This window comes from Halosimplex pelagicum, from assembly GCF_013415905.1.
Lineage (GTDB): Archaea > Halobacteriota > Halobacteria > Halobacteriales > Haloarculaceae > Halosimplex > Halosimplex pelagicum.
The window spans coordinates 1198246-1218248 of record NZ_CP058909.1; the positions used below are offsets into that span (position 1 = coordinate 1198246).

Here is a 20003-nt window from a genome sequence, read left to right on the forward strand (position 1 = left end):
GAGAACACTGATTCCCGAGTCCACAAGTCGGAGTTGTCGATGAGTATCGGCAGTTTTCGAGCCGAGGTCAGTCTGATCAGCCTGGATTGGTTGCAGTAGCCGGGCAATTCGGTACGAGGAAGCAAATAGACGAACCGAACCACTGGCGTCTGTTCATCCCTGATCGAGACACAGGCTTTCAACGGCCTGTAATTCGGCGTCTAAACAAGGCCGTCCCTTGTACTTTGGATGGGTCTTCAACTCGTCTTTCAACGCCTCGTGGTCGGGAATCTCGCCCGTCTCCTCCCAGACTTCTCGGGAGTGGTAGTTGGCGACGTTCCAGAGCTTGCTGGCACTCCACCCGTGCCGGTCAAGCGACTCCGCGACCTGCGAGTGGTTGTGGATTTTCGCTCGATGGGTGCGGTGGACTTCCAGCATTCAGAACGCCTGTATAATTGCTTATACTCTCTTCTTTTGTAAATATTGGTGTTTGGGGCGATGGAATACCCGGCCTTGCTATTGGTGGTGGACTGTGGACTGGGTTTTCGGATTCATCCCGCGCCGAAGGCGCGGGTATTCTCCTTGCTCTCTATAAATCGTCGATAAGCTCATCAATGATCGAGTGAACGCGCTCGGTAGCATCATCACGATTCGTCGTCACACGTGTGTATATTCCCTGTTTGAGAAGGAAGAGGATGTGATCAGCGGTTCGCTCTGGATTGACCGGTCGGAACTGATCGCGTTCAATTCCAGCGCGAATTGTTTTGGTGAATATCTCTTTGAGTCTCAACTCGATCTCTGTCGTTTCCCTACGGAAGTCGTCATCCCAGATCGCGTGTGTCCATAATTCTACGAACATTCGGGAAATTGCAGTTCTCATATCGGTTGAAGAGTCTGGCAGTATGTCATTTTTGTCTTCGGTCTGAAGTACATGATCAACCATTTCGCGTAGCTCCTGTTCAGGATCTGTAATCGGTCGGTCACCTCGTCCATCTACGAAAATATCGACAAATGTCTCCAACATCGAGAATAAAAGGTCATCTTTACTATCATAATAGTGGTATATGATGGAAGGGTTCTGTCCTAATTCGTTGCCGATATCCGTCAGTGAGAGATCCGCATATCCGTGTTTGACGAGCGCCCGAAATGCGGCTTCTCTAATTCGGTGTTCCGTCTCCGATGCGTTACCCATTATAAACCAAATCGGGTACTCATTCACAAGAGGTTTCCGCTCTCCTGACATCCTTCCACAGCTAAAGCCGTGGGGTTCCCCACTAAGGGTTGCACCCACGGATACGGTGAGGTTCGCAGATTCGTCGTCACGGTAGACGATGACCTGCGTTTCGGGCTGTGCCAGTCCGCCCCCGCCTCGGACAGAAGGCTTTGAGAACTTGTCCAAGGCTCGTTTGCCGATGTTCAGCGCACCATTCTTGTCTGCATTATAGTACAGAAGGAGAACGGACGCGCCGTGAGAATGCTCAAGTGGAAACCGCCTCGGGAGTATCGGTCGCTCACCTACAACCAGTCCGGCTTCAAACTCAAGAATACGAGTGGTCGGCCTGTCCTGTGGTTGAGCAAAATCGGAGAGGTTCCGATTCACCTCCACCGAGATCTTCTTGAGAGCGCGACCATCAAGCAGGTCACGTCAAGCAGGAACCTACAGGCGAGTGGCACGCTACGTTCGGCATCGACGTGGACAAAGAAACACCCGAAAAACCGGAGAACCCCGAGAAGGTCGTCGGTATCGACGTGTGGATTCTCACGTACGCCCATGACACCGATGGAACTGCCATTGGGAGTCCTGACTTCAGCGAAGAACGTGACCGACTCGAACGCGCTCAATGCGACCTCTCACGGAAGGAACACGGGTCGAACAATTGGGAGGAACAGCGGAAGTTGTGGCTGAACGGCACGCCGACCTGAAGCGCAAGCGTCGAGACTTCCTCAACAAGTTGTCAAACTACTATGCCCGCGAGTACGATCTCGTGGCCGTGGATGACTTGGACGCGATGGGCTTGGTTAAACTACCAGGCAACTCTCGTAACCGAGCCGGGGCCTCGTGGGGGATGTTCCTGCGAATGCTCGAATACAGCGCGAGCGCGAAGAAACGCATTTCGTTACCGTGGACTCGAGAGGGACAACCAAGGAGTGCACGTCTTGTGGTGTCGAGACGGACAAGCCGTTGTGGGTGTACGAGCATTCGTGTCTCCTGCGGGTTCGAGGCGGACAGGGACGCGAACGCAGCGTGGAACATCCGTTCTCGCGGTCTTGAAAAAGTAGGAGTGGTTCACTTCGAATCAACGCTTGTGGAGACTGCGCTCCCTGTAGACACCGTTGTGTCTGCAAAGCCCGTCGTGGAAACAGGAAGCCCCACCCTCACTGAGCGAACCGCGTCAGCGGTGAGCGAGTAGGGTGGGGTAGTTCACGTGACAGACCACCGTACAAAGGGTAGGAATCGGCCGGAACGGAGCGGATTCCGAACCGTTCTTTGACAGCGGCCTGTCCGCCCACGTAACGAGGTCGTTCGAAAATCGCAGATTTTCGTGATCACGAGAGACGGAGTCTCTCGGACGGCAGTATCTGAAAGGGCAGGCGATGAACGTATATCGTCGAAGAGTGTGCCGACATGCTGACTGCTCGAAGCGGACCAGACGATACCTCCAACTCTGCCAACGCCTGCTGGCGTCCCCGTGAGAGTGTCATAGAACGGTTCGTATACCCTGTTCGTCGCTCCCTCGATCCGTTCAGTACAGAAGAAAGACGTATCGCCCAGCACAGGAGTCACTCTATCACGCGCTCGCGCTCGGTCGTCTGCTGCTCCAGTTCTTCCGTTTTGATGAGCTGGTCGAGACGCTGCTCAAACGCTTCGTCATCAAGTTCACCTTCCGCATACCGTCGCCGAAGCGTTTCAATTGGCGTTTCGTTCGCTTCGTCTGTCCGCTGACCGTCCTGTAGACTGTCCACAGGGGCCGCATTCGCCTGACGAACAACCCCTCGTACCAATTGTCCGGCGACACCAAGCGTTACAGTACTGAGCAAGAGGAACAAGAGTCCTGCCGCGACGTTTCCAGATAGTCCAACGAGTCCGAGTACGAGTGCTGGGACACCAATCAAACAGGCGACGATGGCAGTCGCAGTTCGACCGGCGGGACTTTGGGGGGCATATTGGTGGACCAATTCAAACATAGTTGTTTCGTAACTAGTTCACAACTTAAGTATCTCGGAAACGGGACAAGGATTCGATCAAGGAACGAATTTAAGATTTGTGTAGAGAGATAGGACATTGGTCAACGCGCACGCGCACTGAGTAGGTAATTCATCCCCGACAGTCGTGAAATTAGTCTCCTTGGGGGCGGTTCTATGACACCCTGACCCCCGGCAAAAACAACATCGGGACGCCATACACGGTCAAGAATAGGGGTCTGGTCACTTGGCAGGGCCAGCAGTCCACCGGCTCGATACCGAGGGATTATCGTGCCCGAACGGGCTGGTAGTCGGTGACTGGACTCCAAACCTGACACTCCCACCGCTCGGGAGCCCTCCGCGGTTACGCGGAGGAGGATGTTACCGTGGTTTCGGATAGAAACTGAATCCTGTCCTATTGCAGTGCTGGACGGAGACGCCCCAATAGATCGGAGTCAAATTCGTATACTCGTTCCCAGAGCAATATTGCTGGTGGGAGCGCAATTACTGCCATTAGGAACGAATAGATGACACTCAAAGCGATCAGAACTCCGAAGTTGCCGAGGATTGGGGTGATCGCTAGGGCAAGTGCGCCAGTCCCCAGAGCAGTAGTCAACATACTTCCAAATAGCGCTCCGCCAGTCCCTGTCAGTGTCGTCATCATTGCCTCATGTGCATCTGTTGTTGCATCGTATTCGTCAATGAATCGATGGGTCGTATGCACTGAATAGGCGATCCCAACCCCAATCGAGATCGACAGGATCGTTGCTGTGAGAGCATTTAGTGTGATGCCCATATACCGCATCGTTCCAAGCAAGAATGCAATTGCAACCAATATCGGGAAGACATTCACCACACCGAGTAACGGTTTCCGTTCTAAGGCACCGTATACAATCACGAGGAACGCGGCAGTCAATCCGATTGCTAAACCGAGTCCTTGAATAGCTGACTGGAAGATGCGATCCATTACCGTTGAGCGAACAATAACGCCCCCAGTGGCCGTCGCTTCGGTCCGGAACTTCTCTGCGAATTCGGCTCCAGCAGCGGCGGCCTCCGATTGTGATGCATCGGTGTCAACCGTATATTCGACCTGCACGGCTCGATAGTCTTCAGTGAGGTACCGTTCAGCCTGAGAACCGGCTGAGGATGCGAACAACTCATCGTAAATGAGGCCGAGGTTTTGATCAGGGATCCCATTGTCATTCTTGTCGTTCCGATTTACAAGTGCGGCGAAGTCATCGTTTTCGTTCGCATGAGACTTAATGACGGTCACAATGCTTTGTGACTGTGCCTGTCCACCAGGTCCAACTGCAAGTGATTCCGGCGGGTTATCGTTTGGGGCTGCAAGAGCCTCAAGTGCGTGATCTTGCTTGAAGTTCCCCTCGATATACAATTTTACAGTATCACCCTGATTACTGGTGAACTTCTCATCCAAGAGGTTGATCGTCTCTGTAATCGTATACTCTCCTGGGCTGAATGGCTCTGGTAATTCCGTGAGATACGCTGGGACCTCCTCAGGTGGCAAGAAGTCCTCGTTCTCGAATGATGTTCCGACACCAGATCCATACGCACCCATGAAGGCACCTCCTAGGAGCAAGACTAAAACAATCAGCGTCGGAGCGTATCGGCTGACCTGTGCAGGAAATGCCAACACTCGTCCGAGGATTGATTCATCTGACGCTATCGGGGAAGAGTTGAAGTCAGGAATCCCGAGACGTTTCCGTATATCGTCGCTCACCAACTTGGCTGCAGGTAAAAATAATCCGAAGATAAGGAATGTGAAGACAATTCCAATTGCTGAGGCGATCCCCAGGTTCCGGATCGGTGCCAGGTCAGACACAACGTTTGCACCGAACCCGAATACTGCGGTCACAGTAACGATGATGAAAGCGACCATGAGCTGGCTGTTCGCTTCTCGCATCGCTTCAACCGCTTCAAACCCGCGTTCTGTCTCTTCTCGATAGCGGTTAATGATGTGGATGCCAAAGTCAACCCCAACAGCAAGCAGTAACACTGGAACTGAAATCATCTGTTGACTGAACGGAATTTTGGCATACCCGAGGAAGCCGAATGTCCAGATGATCGTCATCACGAGCGCAATCAACCCTAACACGACGTCAATCGGATCACGATATGCAACTACTAAGAAGAATAGTAGCAATAGAATTACTACTGGCATTACAACGAGGAGAGAATCCGACATCGATTGGGTGATCTCAGATTGAGTCGTTCCAGACCCGAAAGCGCGAATATCGCTCGGCGCATCCTCAGCGATCGCTTGGATCTCGGTTTGGACAGCAGTCAGGCCATTATCACCGAAATTCTCGGGAAAGTCATGCGATATCGTGGTGATTGACCCAGATGCCGAAGCACTGGTCGGATTGAAATCGTCCGCTAACGAGCCAGTAAATCGGGAATTCTCTTCGAGTTCTCGAATAGCCTGCTCGATTGCAGAGGGGGGTTCACGCTCGAGCGTCTCCCGGTATTCTTCCGGCGTCGTTGCCGACGGATTCAGGGTCTGTGCGAGAAGGGGAACAGGCCCACTTGCCGCCTCCATCCGAAGATCAGGCCGTGAGGCAACGCGTTCAAGGACGCGAGCTTCCCGGATCAGTGACTCTTTCGCCAAGACGTTCTCGTCGGTTCGGATGAGTTGTGTCGTGGTTTGCGTATCTGTCTGAAACGGTTCTTCGAAATTCCGATTGATGTTATCTAGCGCTTCTTGTTCTGGAAGTCCCTCCGTAAACGCATCAAGCCCTCCGGCGTTCACCTGAATAGCTCCTAATCCGCCGATGAAGCCCCCCGTGAGAAGCAAGAATACGAGGATAACTGTCCGTGGCCGCTCCACGATAACAGTGTTGAGACGGTCTATTGCCGTTTCAACTCCGTCCGAGAATGACATTCAGTTAAACCTCCGGTAGGCAACTACTGCACCCCCGACGCCAATTACACCCAGCACCAAGATTAGTATCGCAGATGGACCACCACCGCTGTTGTCAACCGGTTCGGTGATGTCGAGGGGGACCTGGTAGGTGTCGGAAAGCACCGTGTCTCCGTCGGGTTCTTCGTACTGGAAGTCCATTTCGACGGGTCGCGGGCGAGCGGCCGCACCGCTGGCGACACTCATGTCGAAGGCGATGGTCGCCGACTCACCAGGTTCGAGGACAGGAATGTACGACTCGTCGGAGCTGGCCGAGACCGGGGCGTCGACGTACGCTTTAGCGTTGATGTTCCGCAGCGTTTTATCGTAGCTGTTCGTGAGTCTGATCTCGACGGGTCCGCTCGCCCCGGCTGTCAGCGTCGCGTTGGTCCCAGTGACGGCGAAGACATCCTGCTGTTGGCCGACATCAAGCTGGTTGTTGAGCGTCTTACTGGAGACCTGTGCGCCATCCGCGTCCTCATAGTTGACCGTGAAGCCGAACTGGTAGGGCCCTGCATCGATACTTTCGGTCGCCGTCACGGGGAAGCGGACGGTCGCCGATTCACCGTTGCTAAGATCGCCGACTGGATACGTGGTTCGCTGCGGTTCCAGCCCGGTCGCCGGCGCCTGGAACTCGATGACCGCGTCATCGACAACCCCCGTTCTGAGCTTCGTGACCGTTGCGGTGACGTTCCCCTCTTCGCCCGCACGGAGCGTACTCGAAGCGTTTTCGAGGCGGAACAAGTCGCGCTCTTCGCCAATAACAACTTCTGAGGTGAGAGAGTCACTGCTGAACTGTGACCCCGTCCGGTCTTCGTAATCGACAGTAAAGCCGAACTGATACGGCCCCGAGTCAGTGTCATTCGGCACGGTGACTGGGAAGCGGACCGTGGCGGACTCGCCGGATGGGAGGTCGTCAATGGGGAAGGATGTCCGCTGGAGTTGCAGTTCCTGGTCAGCGGCCTGGAGATTCACGACGGGGTCGATAGCTGTCCGTGGGCCAGTGTTGGTGACTGTCGCGGTGACATTGCCGTCTTCCCCGACGTACAGCGACCCGGAGACACCGGCGATGCTAAAGCGTTCGCCCGATTGAATATCTCCACCGAGCGTGATCGGGTCGGCAGAGCCTGAGAGCCCATTCGGCGTTTTATACTCGATCGAAGCCTGGATCGAATACTGGTCGACAGAGGGTGCGGAGGACGAGAGGATGCGAACGGAGGCGTTATACGATTCGTCGGGCGCTAATTCGGGGATATAGATGTTCGTTTGACTCTGCGAGGACCCACCACTGGCCTGGGATTGCGAGCCGCCGGAGAATTGGACGGCGGGATTTTGCGAGGTGAGTCCAACGGTAACTTCTTCGGCACGTTCGGTCCCCGTGTTGGTAATCGAGAAATTGAGGTAATCCGAACCACCGGAATGGATTTGGCTTGCGCCGTCGTCCGAGAGCGAGAATGCGGGCCGCTCGCCGACGACGACTCTCGGCGTTTTCGTCTCGGCTTCCGTGTAGTCGACGTTCTCGATGTTCGAGTAGCCCGATTGTGTCACTTCGTAGTTGACGATGCCAGTGTAGGCGTATCTGATTCGGACGGGCAGTTTATACGAGCCTGGCTCGAGATCTTCGCCAGTTTCGACGGTAAACACTGCCTCGCTAATGCCGCCACTTTGGAGCGTCCCCAACGTGACGGTGCCTGATTTGATATTGATCGGTGCATCGATTTCGCTTTCATCGATAGAGACGCGGACGTTGCGAGCGGTTTCGACCCGCTGAACGAACTGCTGGGGGCCCGAGCGAGACACCTCGCCAGCGTTCGAGAGCGAGATAGTCACGTCACGCTCCTCACTCGGTTCGAGCTGATTCCCTTGAATATTCGCGGAGATATCCGGGCTTCCAATTACCTGTTCAACTTGCCCTGCAACGGGGATGGCAGTGAGAGCAACGGAACTAACGAGCAAAAATACCATGAGAAGCTCTGCTACTGGTGGCACCTTCGACCTGAGTCGTCTCATGCGTTAATTAATCGGTTGGTTAATCTAATATAGTTCTTTTGAATCTGTGTATGCTCTTTCCCTGTGAACTACCCCTGCCTATATGGCCTTAACCACACGTCCATGGGAGATTCAACATCGGCGCTGGGTTCGCGGCTTCCCGAGTAACAATCAGAATAGTAACTGATCATACTACGCATGTAGTCATCAATGATTAGTCAGTAGACGGTAAACGAATAGGCGACGTTCCGCCGGGTTCTACGGGTGTGGAGAGCGCGGCCGGAACGGCGAGAGAACACCGCCAGCGCCTCGATCAGTGGCAACTGGCAGGGACCGATACATATGTCACGACCGATCACGCCACAGGCGTCGTCTCCGGTGCACGGGCCGCCGGGTGGGGACGATGGGTGCAACGAACTGGACCGCACGACGGTTCACGAACTACTGAGCAACGAGCGGCGGATGCGAGTACTGGAACTGCTGGGAGGGGAACAGACGTGGGACCTCTCGGACCTCGCCGAGGAAGTTGCGGCGGCCGAAACCGGCGAGCGGCCGCCCCCGAGGAACAAACGCCAGAGTGTTTACGTGACGCTCCACCAGACGCACCTGCCGAAGCTCGCCGACCACGGCGTCGTCGACTACGACTCCGAGCGCAAGACCGTCACGGTGGAGCCGCGGGGCCTCTCCATCGTCGGCTCGGAACGCGAGAGGACGGACGCAGGGGAGACGGAGGGGTCGGACGGAATGGAGTCGCCGGATCCGGTTCGCCTGGAATGGAGTATCGCCGTCGCCGCGGTGGGGCTCGTGCTGGCCGTGGTCGACCCGTCGGCCTGGACGCCGACGCCCGCGGTGCTCGACGGTGTCTACGCGGAGCTGTCGCTGTTCGCGGTGTTGCTCGTACTGGTCTATCAGAAGGGACGACACGGCTGACCACGCGAACGGTCCGGAAACCGCCGGAGGTGTGGCTGGGCGGCTCGACGGGTCACGGTCAGTCGGTGAGTGCCCACAGGACGAACCAGCGTCGGTTCCAGAGCTGATAGCTCGTCGAGACGGCGACGGCGAGCAGCATGACCGTGATCAGAAAGACGGGGTCGAGCCGCACGAACACCGGGAACTCCAGTTCGGCGCTCAGCAGGACGACCAGCCCGATCGTCGCCAGCGCGCGGTAGAACGACGCCCAGGTGATCCCGTACGGCGAGACGACCTCCATGTAGATGTCGACTTCGCGAGCGGACTCGTCGAGCGTGACCGTCTTCCGGTCTTTGTCGTAGACGACGATGCCCTCACGGTCCAGTTTCGGCAGGTGCGTCTGATGGAGGGAGTTGTACACGCTTTCGCGGAGGTCGGTCGGTGGCGGCGACTCGCCCGACTCCCCCTCCGCGATGGAGACCGACAGCTCGCGTAGCGAGACCGACCCGATGGTCCGCTGGAGATGCGTGAGTACCGCTCGCCGCCGCTCGTTCCTGAGAACGTCGTGGATCTGTTCCTCGGCTAACGACTGCGTGTTTCGTAACGTACCCATACCCTTCCCGAGGGGGACCACTCCCTCCTCCTGCTTAATTATCGACCCGCTTTGCCGAATTCACGCCCTACAGCCCTCTGTAGCCCCGATATATCGGAGCGGCTTATCGAGTGGTTTACGACCGAACCCGTCGTTTCGGACGGCTCAACAGTCGGTTAAACCCCGTCAGTAACTCGCTTTACCGCGACCGTACCCCGCCCGAAACCGTTCGCAGACGTGTCGAACTCCCGGGAAACCGACTCCGTCCTGCCGTCCGCGGGGTCGATCCGTCCGTCGGCGCCACGGTCGCGTCACCTGAACCCGTGGTTAAGCCGCCAAACGACACCATTGGGGAGACAATCGCCGATTGTTTCCGACCAACGGCACGTTCGAACCCGTCGAACGAGACGATTGATAAAAAATCCGGTAATTACCTATGGGGTGTCCCGATGTGGGTCGTAGCAAGCCCGTCCCGTCCCGCGGAACGGGTGGAGAAAACTCATGTCAGACAAGGAATTCGGACTGTCCCGCCGGCAGATGCTCGCCGGGCTCGGCACCATCGGTGTCGCGTCCGCGGGCGCCGGTCTCGGGACGACGGCGTTGTTCAGCGACGAGGAATCGTTCGAGGGCAACTCGGTCACCGCAGGGACGCTCGACATGAGCGTCACCGCGTCGGTCGAGGCCGCAAACGAGTACTGGGCCGAGCAGGTCGACCTGGCCGAGCTGGAGGCGACCGCCGACGGCGATGCGGTCACCGGCATCCAGGTCTCGGACGTCAAGCCCGGCGACTGGGGTATCATCTGCTTCGAGTTCGAGGTCGGCGACAACCCCGGCTACATCCGCACGCGCGCGGAGGGACGCGAAACCGGCGAGAACGGCTACACGGAACCCGAACCGACCGACGGCGAGGCCGAGAACGACCCCGATGACGACGACGGCGCGGGCGAGCTGCAGGACTTCATGCTCGCCGAGGTCTACCAGAACTCTGTCGACGCCAACAGTGACGACCCCCGAGACTACGTGGAGAACCTCGATCCCGTCACTCCCGAGGGATCGACGCTACAGGAGACCTACGACACGTTCTCCGGTGGCGTGATCATGCGCGACGGCGACGGCGAGCCGCTCGAGGTCGGGTCGGACCCCGAGGAGGGCACTCCCGACGGCCCCGGCTCGGCGGAGTGGTGTCTCCTGCTGTACGTCCCCGAGGACGTGGGCAACATCATCCAGAGCGACACGCTGTCGTTCGACCTCGTGTTCGAGGCCGAGCAGGTCCGCAACAACGACGTGCCGTTCGACGGCGACAGCGCGGTCAGCGAGACGGCGACGCCCGAGCCCACGGCGACGCCGGACCCGACTTCGACCCCCGAAGGGACCGCCACGCCCGAGTGACCCTCGGGTAACCGTTCCCCCGACCCCACATACCCCTGCGACTCCGGTCGCGCCCGCGGACAGCGCGACCGCTCCGGCGGCCACAGCCGCCGGGACCCGCGTCGGCGCTCGTCACCGCGACGACGGCGGTTCGACTCCGCCGGCGGGCTTCGCCCGACACTCGGGTGTAGTAACCATGACCGGAGACAACGACTCGACCGACGGCGTCCGCTTCACGCGGCGCTCGCTGCTCGCCGGACTCGGCACCATCGGTGTCGCCGGCGCCGGCGCGGGCCTCGGGACGACGGCGCTGTTCGGCGACGGGGAATCGTTCGCGGACAACCAGCTGAGCGCGGGCGCGCTGAACCTGCGCGTCACGGTGGACAACATCGCCCACAGTACCCCCACCGTCCGGGACAACACCGAGATCACGCCGAAGGACACGGCCGACGGCGAGGCGGTCACGATCGCGGTGTCCGACCTGAAACCGGGCGACTGGCTCCTCCTGGAGTGGAACCCGGAGGTGATCGCCAGCCCGGGATACGTGCGGGTCACTTCCGTCGACGAGGACTACTCGAACACCGAGGGCCGAACCCCCGAGTCCGAGACGGACACCGACTCGCCGGGCGACCTCGGCGACGTGCTCCTCTCGACCATATGGGCGTCGTACGAGGACCTCAGCGGCGGGATCAGCCGGGGGGACCTCACCGGGCTCGATACGACGACTGACAACGAGGACACCGGCCTCGCCGACTGGGAGCTGCCGGATCTGGACGGCGTGACCGCCAGCGGCGCTCACTACACGACGATGAACGAGGCCCACGAGGTCTACCGGTCTGGCGTGGTGCTCCGCGACGGAAACGGCGAGCCGCTGACGGTCGGGAGCAACTCCGAGGCCGCCTGGTTCTACCAGCTGCTCGAACTGCCGATCCGCGTCGGCAACGACGTGCAGGGCGACGAGGTGTCGTTCACCTTGCGGTTCGACGCAGAACAGACCCGAAACAACGAGACGCCGTTCGACGGGGCGTGACAGCGGGATGACCGACGGTACTCACGCGAGCGCCCGCGGATCGCGGCGGCGGTTCGACTCCGCCGGTGGGCCTGCCCCTGACGGGGTGGTACGATGACCGACGAACCGATGGAACTCTCACGGCGGAAACTGCTGGGCGGGCTCGGCGCGATCGGACTCGCGAGCGCCGGCGCCGGACTGGGTACGTCCGCGCTGTTCAGCGACGAGGAATCGTTCGAGAGCAATACGTTCGCGGCGGGCGAGCTCGACCTCAAGGTCGACTGGGAGGAACACTACTCCTACCCGCAACGCTACGGGTTCGACGACCCCGCGGCGGACCTGGACGTGACCCGGATCGAACCGGAGGACGACGGCTACGTCGGCCTCCCGGACCCCGAGAGCCCCGCGGTCTGGGTCGCCGAAGACGATCTCCCGGCGTACATGGACAACACGTCGATCGAGTCGTTCCCCGACCCGAACGACGACGGGGTCCAGGAGATGCAAGACGGGGAATTCGCCTACTCCCCCTGCCGGGACGGCGCCGACCTCGACGAGCACTTCGACCCGGTCGGCGGGCTGCGGACGACCAACGCGGACACGCTGGTCGACGGCGAGGTCGAACCGCTGGTCAGCCTCGACGACGTCAAACCCGGAGACTTCGGGGAGCTCACGCTGAGCTTCCATCTCTGTGACAACCCCGGCTACGTCTGGTTGCGGGCCCGCGGCGTCTCCGAGTCCGAGAACGGTCTCACCGGGCCGGAGGCGACCGTCGACGACAGCCCCGCCGACCCGGAGCTGGCCGAGCAGATCCGGACCGTCTGGTGGTACGACACCGACGGCAACAACGTCGTCGACGAATCGGTCGGCGCGGTCGACGTGATGATCGCGGTGGACACGTCGGCCTCGCTCAGCGATGACGACGTGGGCGCGCTCGAAACCGCGGCCAACGACCTCGCCGCCGACCTCGACGCGAATGCCGACGCCCGCGTGGGCGGCGTCTCCTTCGGGAACGACGTGAACGACTTCACCGCGCTCGCCGACGGACCGGTCTCCTTCTCCGGCCTCGACGCCGACGGGAGCACCGCGATGCCCGCCGCGCTCGACGTCGCCGCGGCCGAACTGGACGCGAACGCGCGCTCGGGCGCCGAGACGTTCGTCGTGCTGTTCACCGACGGCGGCCCGAACTACGAGAACCGGGAGTACTCGACGGGAGGGTACACCGTCGGGGGCGGCTACACTGGCGGGAACCCCGGAAACTCGACCGTCGACGACAGCGAGCTCGACGAGACCGCGGCCGTCGCGGACGCGATCCGCGGGGCTCACCGCATCCTCGCGGTCGGGATCGACGACGACAAGCGACCGACCGGCCGCGAGGCCGAGTCCGGCGTCCCGCTACTCTCGACGTACCTCCGCGACGACATCGCGGGGAGCCCGGGTGACTACTTCAGCAGCGACGACCCTGGCACCGTGTCGGGCGTCCTGAGCGCGATCACCGACGCGATCGCCATGGACGAGGAGGTGTTCCACCGTGGGACCCTCGCCGACGACCTGGCGGCGCTGTCCGACGGCGCGGGGATCCCGCTGGACGCGGGGCTGCAAACCTCCTTCGACGAGCTGTCGGACCCCGACGACAGCCCAGACCGCGAGTGCTTCCAGCCCGGCGTCAACCACTTCGTCGGGTTCGGCTGGTGGCTCCCGGCCGACGCCGGCAACGAGGTCCAGAGCGACTCCGTGAGCTTCGACTTCGGCTTCTACACCGAACAGTGCCGCGGCAACGACGGCGGCGGCACGAGCACCGTCGACGACGGCGGTGACGACGAGGGGGACGGAGACGAGGCGACCGCGACCGTGACGGCGCAGGGGTTCCCCAGTGACGACGACGGCGCGACCATCGAGACGGTCGACGTGGAGTTCCCTTTCGCCCTCTCAGGAGCGTCGGTCGACGACACGTCGTGGAGCGTCGGCCCCTCGGGCTCGGAGGTCGTCGCGATCGACGGGGACACCGTCGAGCTCGACTACCCCGACAACTCGAACACGTACACGTCGGACACCTTCCTGGAGCTGACGGTGAGCGGTATCGCGGCGCCGTCGGGGACCTACGACGTGGACTTCGTCTTCGAGGACGACGACAGCGCGGTCGACTCGACGGACCAGGTGACGATATAGCGGCGCGACGCGGCGACTCGCCCACTCGGAGCACGGCGGTTCGACTCCGCCGGTGGGTCTGCACCGGGAGACCGGTACGCACAATCATGATCCGGGATCACTCGCACCGTTCGGAAGACGGAAAGCCGTCGGCCGCGTTCGGCCGTCGAGACCGCCGTGCGGGGCGGTTCGACCCTCTACGCCGCGCGAGCGGCGGGCGGAGGTGACGACCGTGGCTTGCGTCCAGTCCGGAACGGGATACGTGCTCGTCGTCCCGCGAGTCGTCTGTCACCAGGGGCCGGGCCCGACGGAGCTCCCGCTGGCCGCGCTGGTCGCCGGGGAGACGGCGCTCGGACGACTCGCGGATGACGTGCTGGGGAGCGACCTGCTGCCGCGGGCGACGGCCGACCCCGACGGCTCGACTCCCGCGGAGCCGTCGGTGTCGCTCGACCCCGACACCGAGACGGTCTCGGACGCGCCGGGAGCTCTGGATGCATCGAAGGCGCTGGGGACCACGGACCCCTCGGAGACCGGCGAGGAGCCGGAACTGGCCGACCAGCGTCCCGGGATGGCGGCCGACGCCGGCGAGCGCGACTCCTTCGTCCTCGGCGTCCACGCCGCGTCGGTCGGCGACGGGGACCCGACCTCGCCCGCGTCGCTCGTCGGCGTCCGCGTCCTGGCGCCCGGGGAGTACCGCGGGGTACCGGTGCCGGTCTGGGAGGCGAACCCCTTCCCTATCTCCGCGCCGAGCGCGGTCGGTGAGCGTCCCCGAACGGAGTGGACCGACACCGGGCTCACGCCCGAACCCGGGGGCCGTCGGCGCATCGAGGTCACCGCGACACTGTGGGCTGACCTGGGCGGCGACGCCGAACGGTCCCGACCGCTGTACGACGGGCTCGGGTGGCCCGTGACCGACTCCCGAACCGTGACGTTCGGCCACGCCGGCGACGCTGGCTCGGACTGTTTCGAGGTCGCGAGGTGACCGCCGTGTCTCCGCAGGCCACGACTCCCGGACCGGGACGCGCCGGGCGACGGGGTGGTCGACCGTGACCGAAGACGACGGATCGCTGTCGCGGCGGGCCGTCCTCGCGGGGCTCACCTCGGCCGGCGCGGTCGCGGCGGCCGGCGCCGGCGTCGGGACGAGGGCGGTGTTCCGCGACGACGAGCGGGTCGAGGGGTCGGCCGGTAGCGGCGTCCTCGACCTCCGGGCGTCGTGGGCGAGCGGCGGAGTCGACGCCTCGTTCGGGACGGTTGGCGCGGTCGGCGACGGCGGGAGCGACGCGGTCGCCCTGTCGCTGGCGCCCGGAAGCAATCCGGCGTACGTCTGGGCCCGGACGCGGTGTCGGCGGTGTACCGAGATCGAGCGCAAACTCCGGGTCACGCTCTCGCTGGTCGCCGACGGGACCGAGACGCGGCTGTTCCGCGGACGACTCGGCGACGCCCGGTCGAACCTGGGCGACGGCGTTCGGCTCGACGGGTCGATCGCGCCCGGCGACGACTGGCGGCTGACCGTCGAGTGGGAGCTCCGCGAGCCGCTGACGGCCGACGCGACGGTCTCCGTCGACTTCGAGTTCTACGCAGTCCAGACGCGCAACGTCGCGGACCCTGAGGCCTTCGGCCCGGGATGGACCTGCTCGGCCGGGTGCGGCGACCGCCCGCCGGAGACGGCCGACATCAGCTGGGTCGGGTTCTGCGCGGCCTCGGACGAGCGGCTCCGCCCGGCGGATCTGCGCTTCGCGGTCGACGGGTCGGTCCTCGAACTGACCGACGCGCCGCCCGCTCTCGGGACGGTCCTGCTCAAGTACGGGACGAGCCTGGACGTCTTCGAGCGAGCCTCGCCGGGACGGTTCGTCGCCGGGGCCGGCGAAACGTACGACCAGCGCGGCCCCGGCTTCCCCGGGTCGGGCCGCTCGAACCCGACGCCGTGTCCCGGCGGCTGCGGGCTGAAGTACGACGTCGACGGCGACGAGTTCGAATTAAACGGGTGTGACAATGACTGAGAATTTCAGAACCAGAGTGCAGGCGCGGGTTGCATCGTACGACAGGTGGAGTCTCCTCAGGGCGGCGCTGGTGGCGTTGCTCGTCGCGGCGGTCGTCCCGTTCGTGGTCTTCGCGGTCCCGCAGGTCGTGGGCGCGGAGGCCAGCTACGTCGTCCTGAGCGGGAGCATGGAGCCGGCGATCAGCCCCGGGGACGTGGTGATCGTCGACGACGTGTCGCCGGCGACCGTCTCGGTGGGGGACGTGATCACGTTCGGCGGCGGCCCGACCGAGCCGCCGACGACCCACAGGGTGATCGGCGTCGAGCGGGAGGCCGGTGAGCTCGTCTTCGAGACGAAAGGCGACAACAACCAGGCGCCGGACCCCGAGCGGGTGTCGACCGGCGAGATCGCCGGGCGAGTGATGGAGCCGTCGTTGCCGGGGCTCGGGCCGACGCTGTTCGCGGTCCCCTACCTCGGGTTCGTCGTCCGCTTCGCCAACACCACCCACGGCTTCGCCACTCTGGTGGTCGCGCCGCTGTCGCTGCTCGCTCTCTCGGAGGCGTGGGGCGCGCTCGTCCGCCGGCGCGACGCCGCGGACGACTCCGGGAGCGACGACCCCGAGGACGACGGCGCGGACGCGACGGACGCCGACGCGCCGACGGACGGGTCCACCGGCGGGGCGTCAGATCCGGTCGTGACCCTCTCGCCGCGGGCCGGGGGACTGCTCGCCGTCGTGCTGGCGGCGCTGGCGGTCGTCGCCGGACGCTACGCCCTCCAGGCGCGCCGCCCGCTCGCGGCCGTGGTCGCCGTCGGGTCGGGCGTCGGCGCGCTCCTGCTGGTGGCGTTCCTCGCCGGCGCCAGGCCCGAGGAGGCGGCCGACGGGGAGTCCGGGGCCGGCGGCGGTGCGGACCCGGACACGGTACCCGACGGCGGTTCGGACGCGGCGTCGGACGGCGGCGAGCGGGTTGTCGCCGGGACCGTCGTCTCGGACCGTTCGCGCGCCAGACGGGTCGAAGTCCGCGATATCGCCGCGTTTCGCGAACTCGCGGCGGACTCGGGCGCGTGGGTCGTCCACGACGAGGTCGCCGGCGAGTACGCGCTGCTCGAAGACGGCGTGACGTTCGTCGCGACTGAGCCGGCGGACCCGGCGGAGTCGGGCGAGCGAGACGACTCCCCATCGGACGCCCGAGCGGGCGATCCGCTCGCCGGGTCGGGAGACGCGGCCGCGGAGGACGCGTCTACGGACGAAACAGCCGTGGACGAGACGGTCGCGAACAGCGCGGCTACGGACGAGACGGCCGCGGGGCGGACCGACGGCGGGGTCGACGCGGATAGGCCCACCCCGCGGTCGCGGGACCGCGACGGTCGGGAGTGCGACGATGGCCCGGAGTGACTGCCCCCGCTCCGGGGCGAAACTCGCGGCGCTCGCGCTGTCGACGGCGCTGCTGTTCGCCGCGGCGACCGGCGGACTCACTCACGGCGTCCTGATCGACCGGGAGTCGGTGAGCGCGACGCTGGCCGGTAACGTCGGCGCCGGGAACGCTCCGGTCTCCGGGCCCCTGGGGACCGGAAACTCCCCCGCAAGCGTCGAGAACGGGGCGAACGGCCACGGAGACGGACCCGGCGGTTCGGGGGACGGACCGAACGGTGCCGGCAACGCTCCGGTCGGCCACGGGAACGGCCCCGCCGGCGCCGGCAACGCTCCGGGGAGCGCGGGACCGTCGCTCGTCGCGGGCGCGTCCCCGGCCGAGGCGCCGGTGGTGCGCCCGAACCCCACCGAGCGACGCCGCGCTCGCGGCGGGTCGAGCGGCGCCAGGGGTGGCTCGAAGTGACGGAGCGACGGCCGCGACGGTCGATCGCGACGGTCGTGCCGGGCGTCCGGACGGACACGCCGAAACGGAACGTCATCGTCCTTCTGGTTTACCTGTTCCTGCTGGCCATCGCGCTCTCGGGACTGAAGGTCGCGACTGACCTCCTGTTGACGGGGACCTTCGCCGCGACGCGAACGGTAATATAAGTGGAGAACTTGTATATGTGCCAACTAGTGTTCGACCGACTGACTCGGCCGCGAACTGGCGTCCACGACGCCGGGTCCGGCCACCGCCAGCGGGTCCACGGGCTCCCGGAGGGAGCTCCCCGGTCTGACCACGAGTCGACACTGCCGGGAACGGACCGCCTTCACGGCTCGAACGCGCCGAAAGGTGTCGATGACCGGTGAGAGCCCCGACGAAACGGGTGCCGACGGGACCGATACCGACGGGGCCGACGCCGACGACGGACTCTCGTCGCGGGCGACGGTGCTAGTCGTCGACGACGACGAAATGTGGGGCCGGACCGCGGCTCGACTCCTCGAACGTCAGCGCGAACGGCTCTCCGTCACGACGGCGACGACGCTCTCGGAGGCGGAGGCGGCCTTCGAACGCCTCGATCCCGACTGCGTCGTCTGCGACTACCGGCTCGACGACGCGACCGGATTCGACCTCCTCTCGGCCGTGCGTCGGGTCGACTCGGACCGGCCGTTCGTCCTCGTGACCGGCGAGGGCGACGAGGGGGTCGCCAGCGAGGCCATCAGACGCGGCGCGACGGATTACGTCCGCAAGGGTCGTCACAGCGACGATCCGGGATTGCTGGCCGAGCGAGTGACCTCCGCGGTCGGGGCCTATCGGACACGGCGGGCGCTGACCCGCGAGCGCCGGAGCAAGGAGGCGATGCTCGACATCGTGACCACGACCGCGTCCCGGGAGACGCTCTGTCAGGCCTTTTGCGACCTGCTCGTCGACGAACACGGCTACACCGGCGCGTGGATCGGGATCGAGGAGGGGGTCGACGGCCTCGACCCGTGGGCGGCGGTCGACTGCGGCGGCTACCTCGACCGCGTCGGCTCCGCCCAGCGGGCCGGTGACGGGGAGACCCCGGCCCTGGTCGCGCGGAACCGGGGCGAGGTCTACGTCGTCGACCGGATCGGGTCGGGTGACCCCGACGCGACCGCTCCGTCGGAGGGCGACGGTGCCAGCGGGACCGACAACCGCGACTGGCAGTCGGCGGCGCTGGCGGCAGGCTTCCGGAGCGTCGCGGCCGTTCCGCTGGGCGAGGACGGCGGTCGCGTTGGGGTCCTGACGGTTTTCGCGGCCGATCCGGGGACGTTCGACGACCGGGAGTGCCGGTTGCTGTCGGACTACGCGGCCACCGTCGCCTACGCGCTGCGGACGGCGAACTGGAAGCGCTCGCTGGTGTCCTCGGTCCCGGTGTCCGTCGGGTTCCGGTTCTCCGGCGACGAAGTGCCGCTTGTCGCGTTCAGCCGCACGCTCCCCGACGGGGCGTCGGTGTCGGTGGTCTCGACGGCGGTCAAGAGCGACCGATCACTGCTGTATCTCCTCCGGGTGACGGGCGTTCCCGGGTCGGCGCTCCCGGACGCGGCGTCGATGCCGGGCGTCGAGTCGGTGCGCGTCGACGACGACGTGGCGCCTCTCCGGGTCGAACTCGTCGCCGACGGACCGACCCCGGAGCGCCTGCTGGCGAATCGCGGGGCGAAAGTCACCGGAACCACCGTCGAGGACGACGCAGTGACGGTCTCGGTGTCGTACCCCAGGGAGGGGGACATCCAGGCGCTCTCGCGGGCGCTCCGCGACGAGTTCCCCGAGGTGTCCGTCGGTCGCATCAGGGCCGACGAATCCAGGGCGGAGCCGGTCGTCGACGAGGGGCTCGCAGCGGACCTCACCGACAAGCAGCGGCAGGCGCTGGAGATCGCGTACCATCAGGGGTACTTCGAACGGCCCCGCGAACACAACGCGACCGAGGTCGCCGACACGCTCGGGATCAATCGGGTCACGTTCACTCAGCACCTCCGGACCGCCGAACGGAAGGTCTTCGCGCGACTGTTCGACCCCGACTGACGACCCCGCCCGCGCCGCCGTTCGTTCGGGTCCGTGTTCG

At 63.7% G+C, this 20003-nt stretch carries 16 protein-coding genes and 1 pseudogene; 11 read left to right on the plus strand and 6 right to left on the minus strand.

The window, feature by feature from the left end; genetic code table 11:
- Positions 1–153: 153 nt before the first annotated feature.
- Complete coding sequence (locus HZS54_RS06105; RefSeq protein ID WP_246391804.1) at positions 154–417, minus strand: hypothetical protein; 264 nt, start codon at positions 415–417, stop codon at positions 154–156.
- A gap of 151 nt (positions 418–568) precedes the next feature.
- On the minus strand, positions 569–1222 hold the full coding sequence (locus tag HZS54_RS06110) for a TetR/AcrR family transcriptional regulator (protein ID WP_343063098.1): 654 nt from the start codon (positions 1220–1222) through the stop codon (positions 569–571).
- Between the two features lie 183 nt (positions 1223–1405).
- Between HZS54_RS06110 and HZS54_RS06115 the strand changes: the two are divergent.
- Positions 1406–2390: pseudogene (locus tag HZS54_RS06115) on the plus strand (RNA-guided endonuclease InsQ/TnpB family protein).
- 370 nt (positions 2391–2760) lie between these two features.
- Here the strand turns inward: HZS54_RS06115 and HZS54_RS06120 are convergent.
- The 3 genes from HZS54_RS06120 to HZS54_RS06130 all read right to left on the minus strand — a co-directional run bounded on the left by HZS54_RS06120 (position 2761) and on the right by HZS54_RS06130 (position 8089).
- Positions 2761–3165 (minus strand): SHOCT domain-containing protein, encoded by a 405-nt coding sequence (locus tag HZS54_RS06120; protein WP_049985225.1) that lies wholly within the window; start codon positions 3163–3165, stop codon positions 2761–2763.
- Between the two features lie 412 nt (positions 3166–3577).
- A complete protein-coding gene (locus tag HZS54_RS06125; RefSeq protein WP_179921046.1) occupies positions 3578–6061 on the minus strand; it encodes an efflux RND transporter permease subunit in 2484 nt (827 codons plus the stop codon).
- Positions 6062–8089 carry a COG1361 S-layer family protein gene (locus tag HZS54_RS06130; RefSeq protein WP_179921047.1) on the minus strand — a complete coding sequence of 676 codons (2028 nt, stop codon included), beginning with the start codon at positions 8087–8089 and terminating at the stop codon, positions 6062–6064.
- Positions 8090–8410: 321 nt separating this feature from the next.
- Here HZS54_RS06130 and HZS54_RS06135 point away from each other — a divergent pair, with 321 nt between their 5' ends.
- Entirely contained in the window at positions 8411–8998 is a 588-nt protein-coding gene (locus HZS54_RS06135) for a helix-turn-helix transcriptional regulator (RefSeq protein WP_179921048.1), read from the plus strand.
- 58 nt (positions 8999–9056) lie between these two features.
- On the opposite strand, the gene HZS54_RS06140 is transcribed toward HZS54_RS06135, so the two are convergent.
- On the minus strand, positions 9057–9590 hold the full coding sequence (locus HZS54_RS06140; RefSeq protein ID WP_179921049.1) for a DUF7344 domain-containing protein: 534 nt from the start codon (positions 9588–9590) through the stop codon (positions 9057–9059).
- Between the two features lie 480 nt (positions 9591–10070).
- Here HZS54_RS06140 and HZS54_RS06145 point away from each other — a divergent pair, with 480 nt between their 5' ends.
- The 9 genes from HZS54_RS06145 to HZS54_RS06185 all read left to right on the plus strand — a co-directional run bounded on the left by HZS54_RS06145 (position 10071) and on the right by HZS54_RS06185 (position 19963).
- Positions 10071–10958, plus strand: a complete 888-nt coding sequence (locus HZS54_RS06145; protein ID WP_179921050.1) for a SipW-dependent-type signal peptide-containing protein — start codon at positions 10071–10073, stop codon at positions 10956–10958.
- A 175-nt stretch (positions 10959–11133) separates the two neighbouring features.
- Positions 11134–11967, plus strand: a complete 834-nt coding sequence (locus tag HZS54_RS06150) for a hypothetical protein (protein WP_179921051.1) — start codon at positions 11134–11136, stop codon at positions 11965–11967.
- 93 nt (positions 11968–12060) lie between these two features.
- Entirely contained in the window at positions 12061–14112 is a 2052-nt protein-coding gene (locus tag HZS54_RS06155; RefSeq protein WP_179921052.1) for a vWA domain-containing protein, read from the plus strand.
- Between the two features lie 211 nt (positions 14113–14323).
- Positions 14324–15073 carry a hypothetical protein gene (locus HZS54_RS06160; protein ID WP_179921053.1) on the plus strand — a complete coding sequence of 250 codons (750 nt, stop codon included), beginning with the start codon at positions 14324–14326 and terminating at the stop codon, positions 15071–15073.
- 64 nt (positions 15074–15137) lie between these two features.
- Entirely contained in the window at positions 15138–16091 is a 954-nt protein-coding gene (locus tag HZS54_RS06165; RefSeq protein ID WP_179921054.1) for a hypothetical protein, read from the plus strand.
- A complete protein-coding gene (locus tag HZS54_RS06170; protein ID WP_179921055.1) occupies positions 16084–17463 on the plus strand; it encodes a signal peptidase I in 1380 nt (459 codons plus the stop codon). The genes HZS54_RS06165 and HZS54_RS06170 overlap by 8 nt, the downstream gene beginning before the upstream one ends.
- Positions 17450–17902 carry a hypothetical protein gene (locus HZS54_RS06175; RefSeq protein ID WP_179921056.1) on the plus strand — a complete coding sequence of 151 codons (453 nt, stop codon included), beginning with the start codon at positions 17450–17452 and terminating at the stop codon, positions 17900–17902. The genes HZS54_RS06170 and HZS54_RS06175 overlap by 14 nt, the downstream gene beginning before the upstream one ends.
- Positions 17899–18087 carry a hypothetical protein gene (locus tag HZS54_RS06180; protein ID WP_179921058.1) on the plus strand — a complete coding sequence of 63 codons (189 nt, stop codon included), beginning with the start codon at positions 17899–17901 and terminating at the stop codon, positions 18085–18087. The genes HZS54_RS06175 and HZS54_RS06180 overlap by 4 nt, the downstream gene beginning before the upstream one ends.
- A 190-nt stretch (positions 18088–18277) precedes the next feature.
- Positions 18278–19963, plus strand: coding sequence for a helix-turn-helix domain-containing protein (locus HZS54_RS06185; RefSeq protein ID WP_179921060.1), 1686 nt, complete (start codon positions 18278–18280; stop codon positions 19961–19963).
- Positions 19964–20003: the final 40 nt, after the last annotated feature.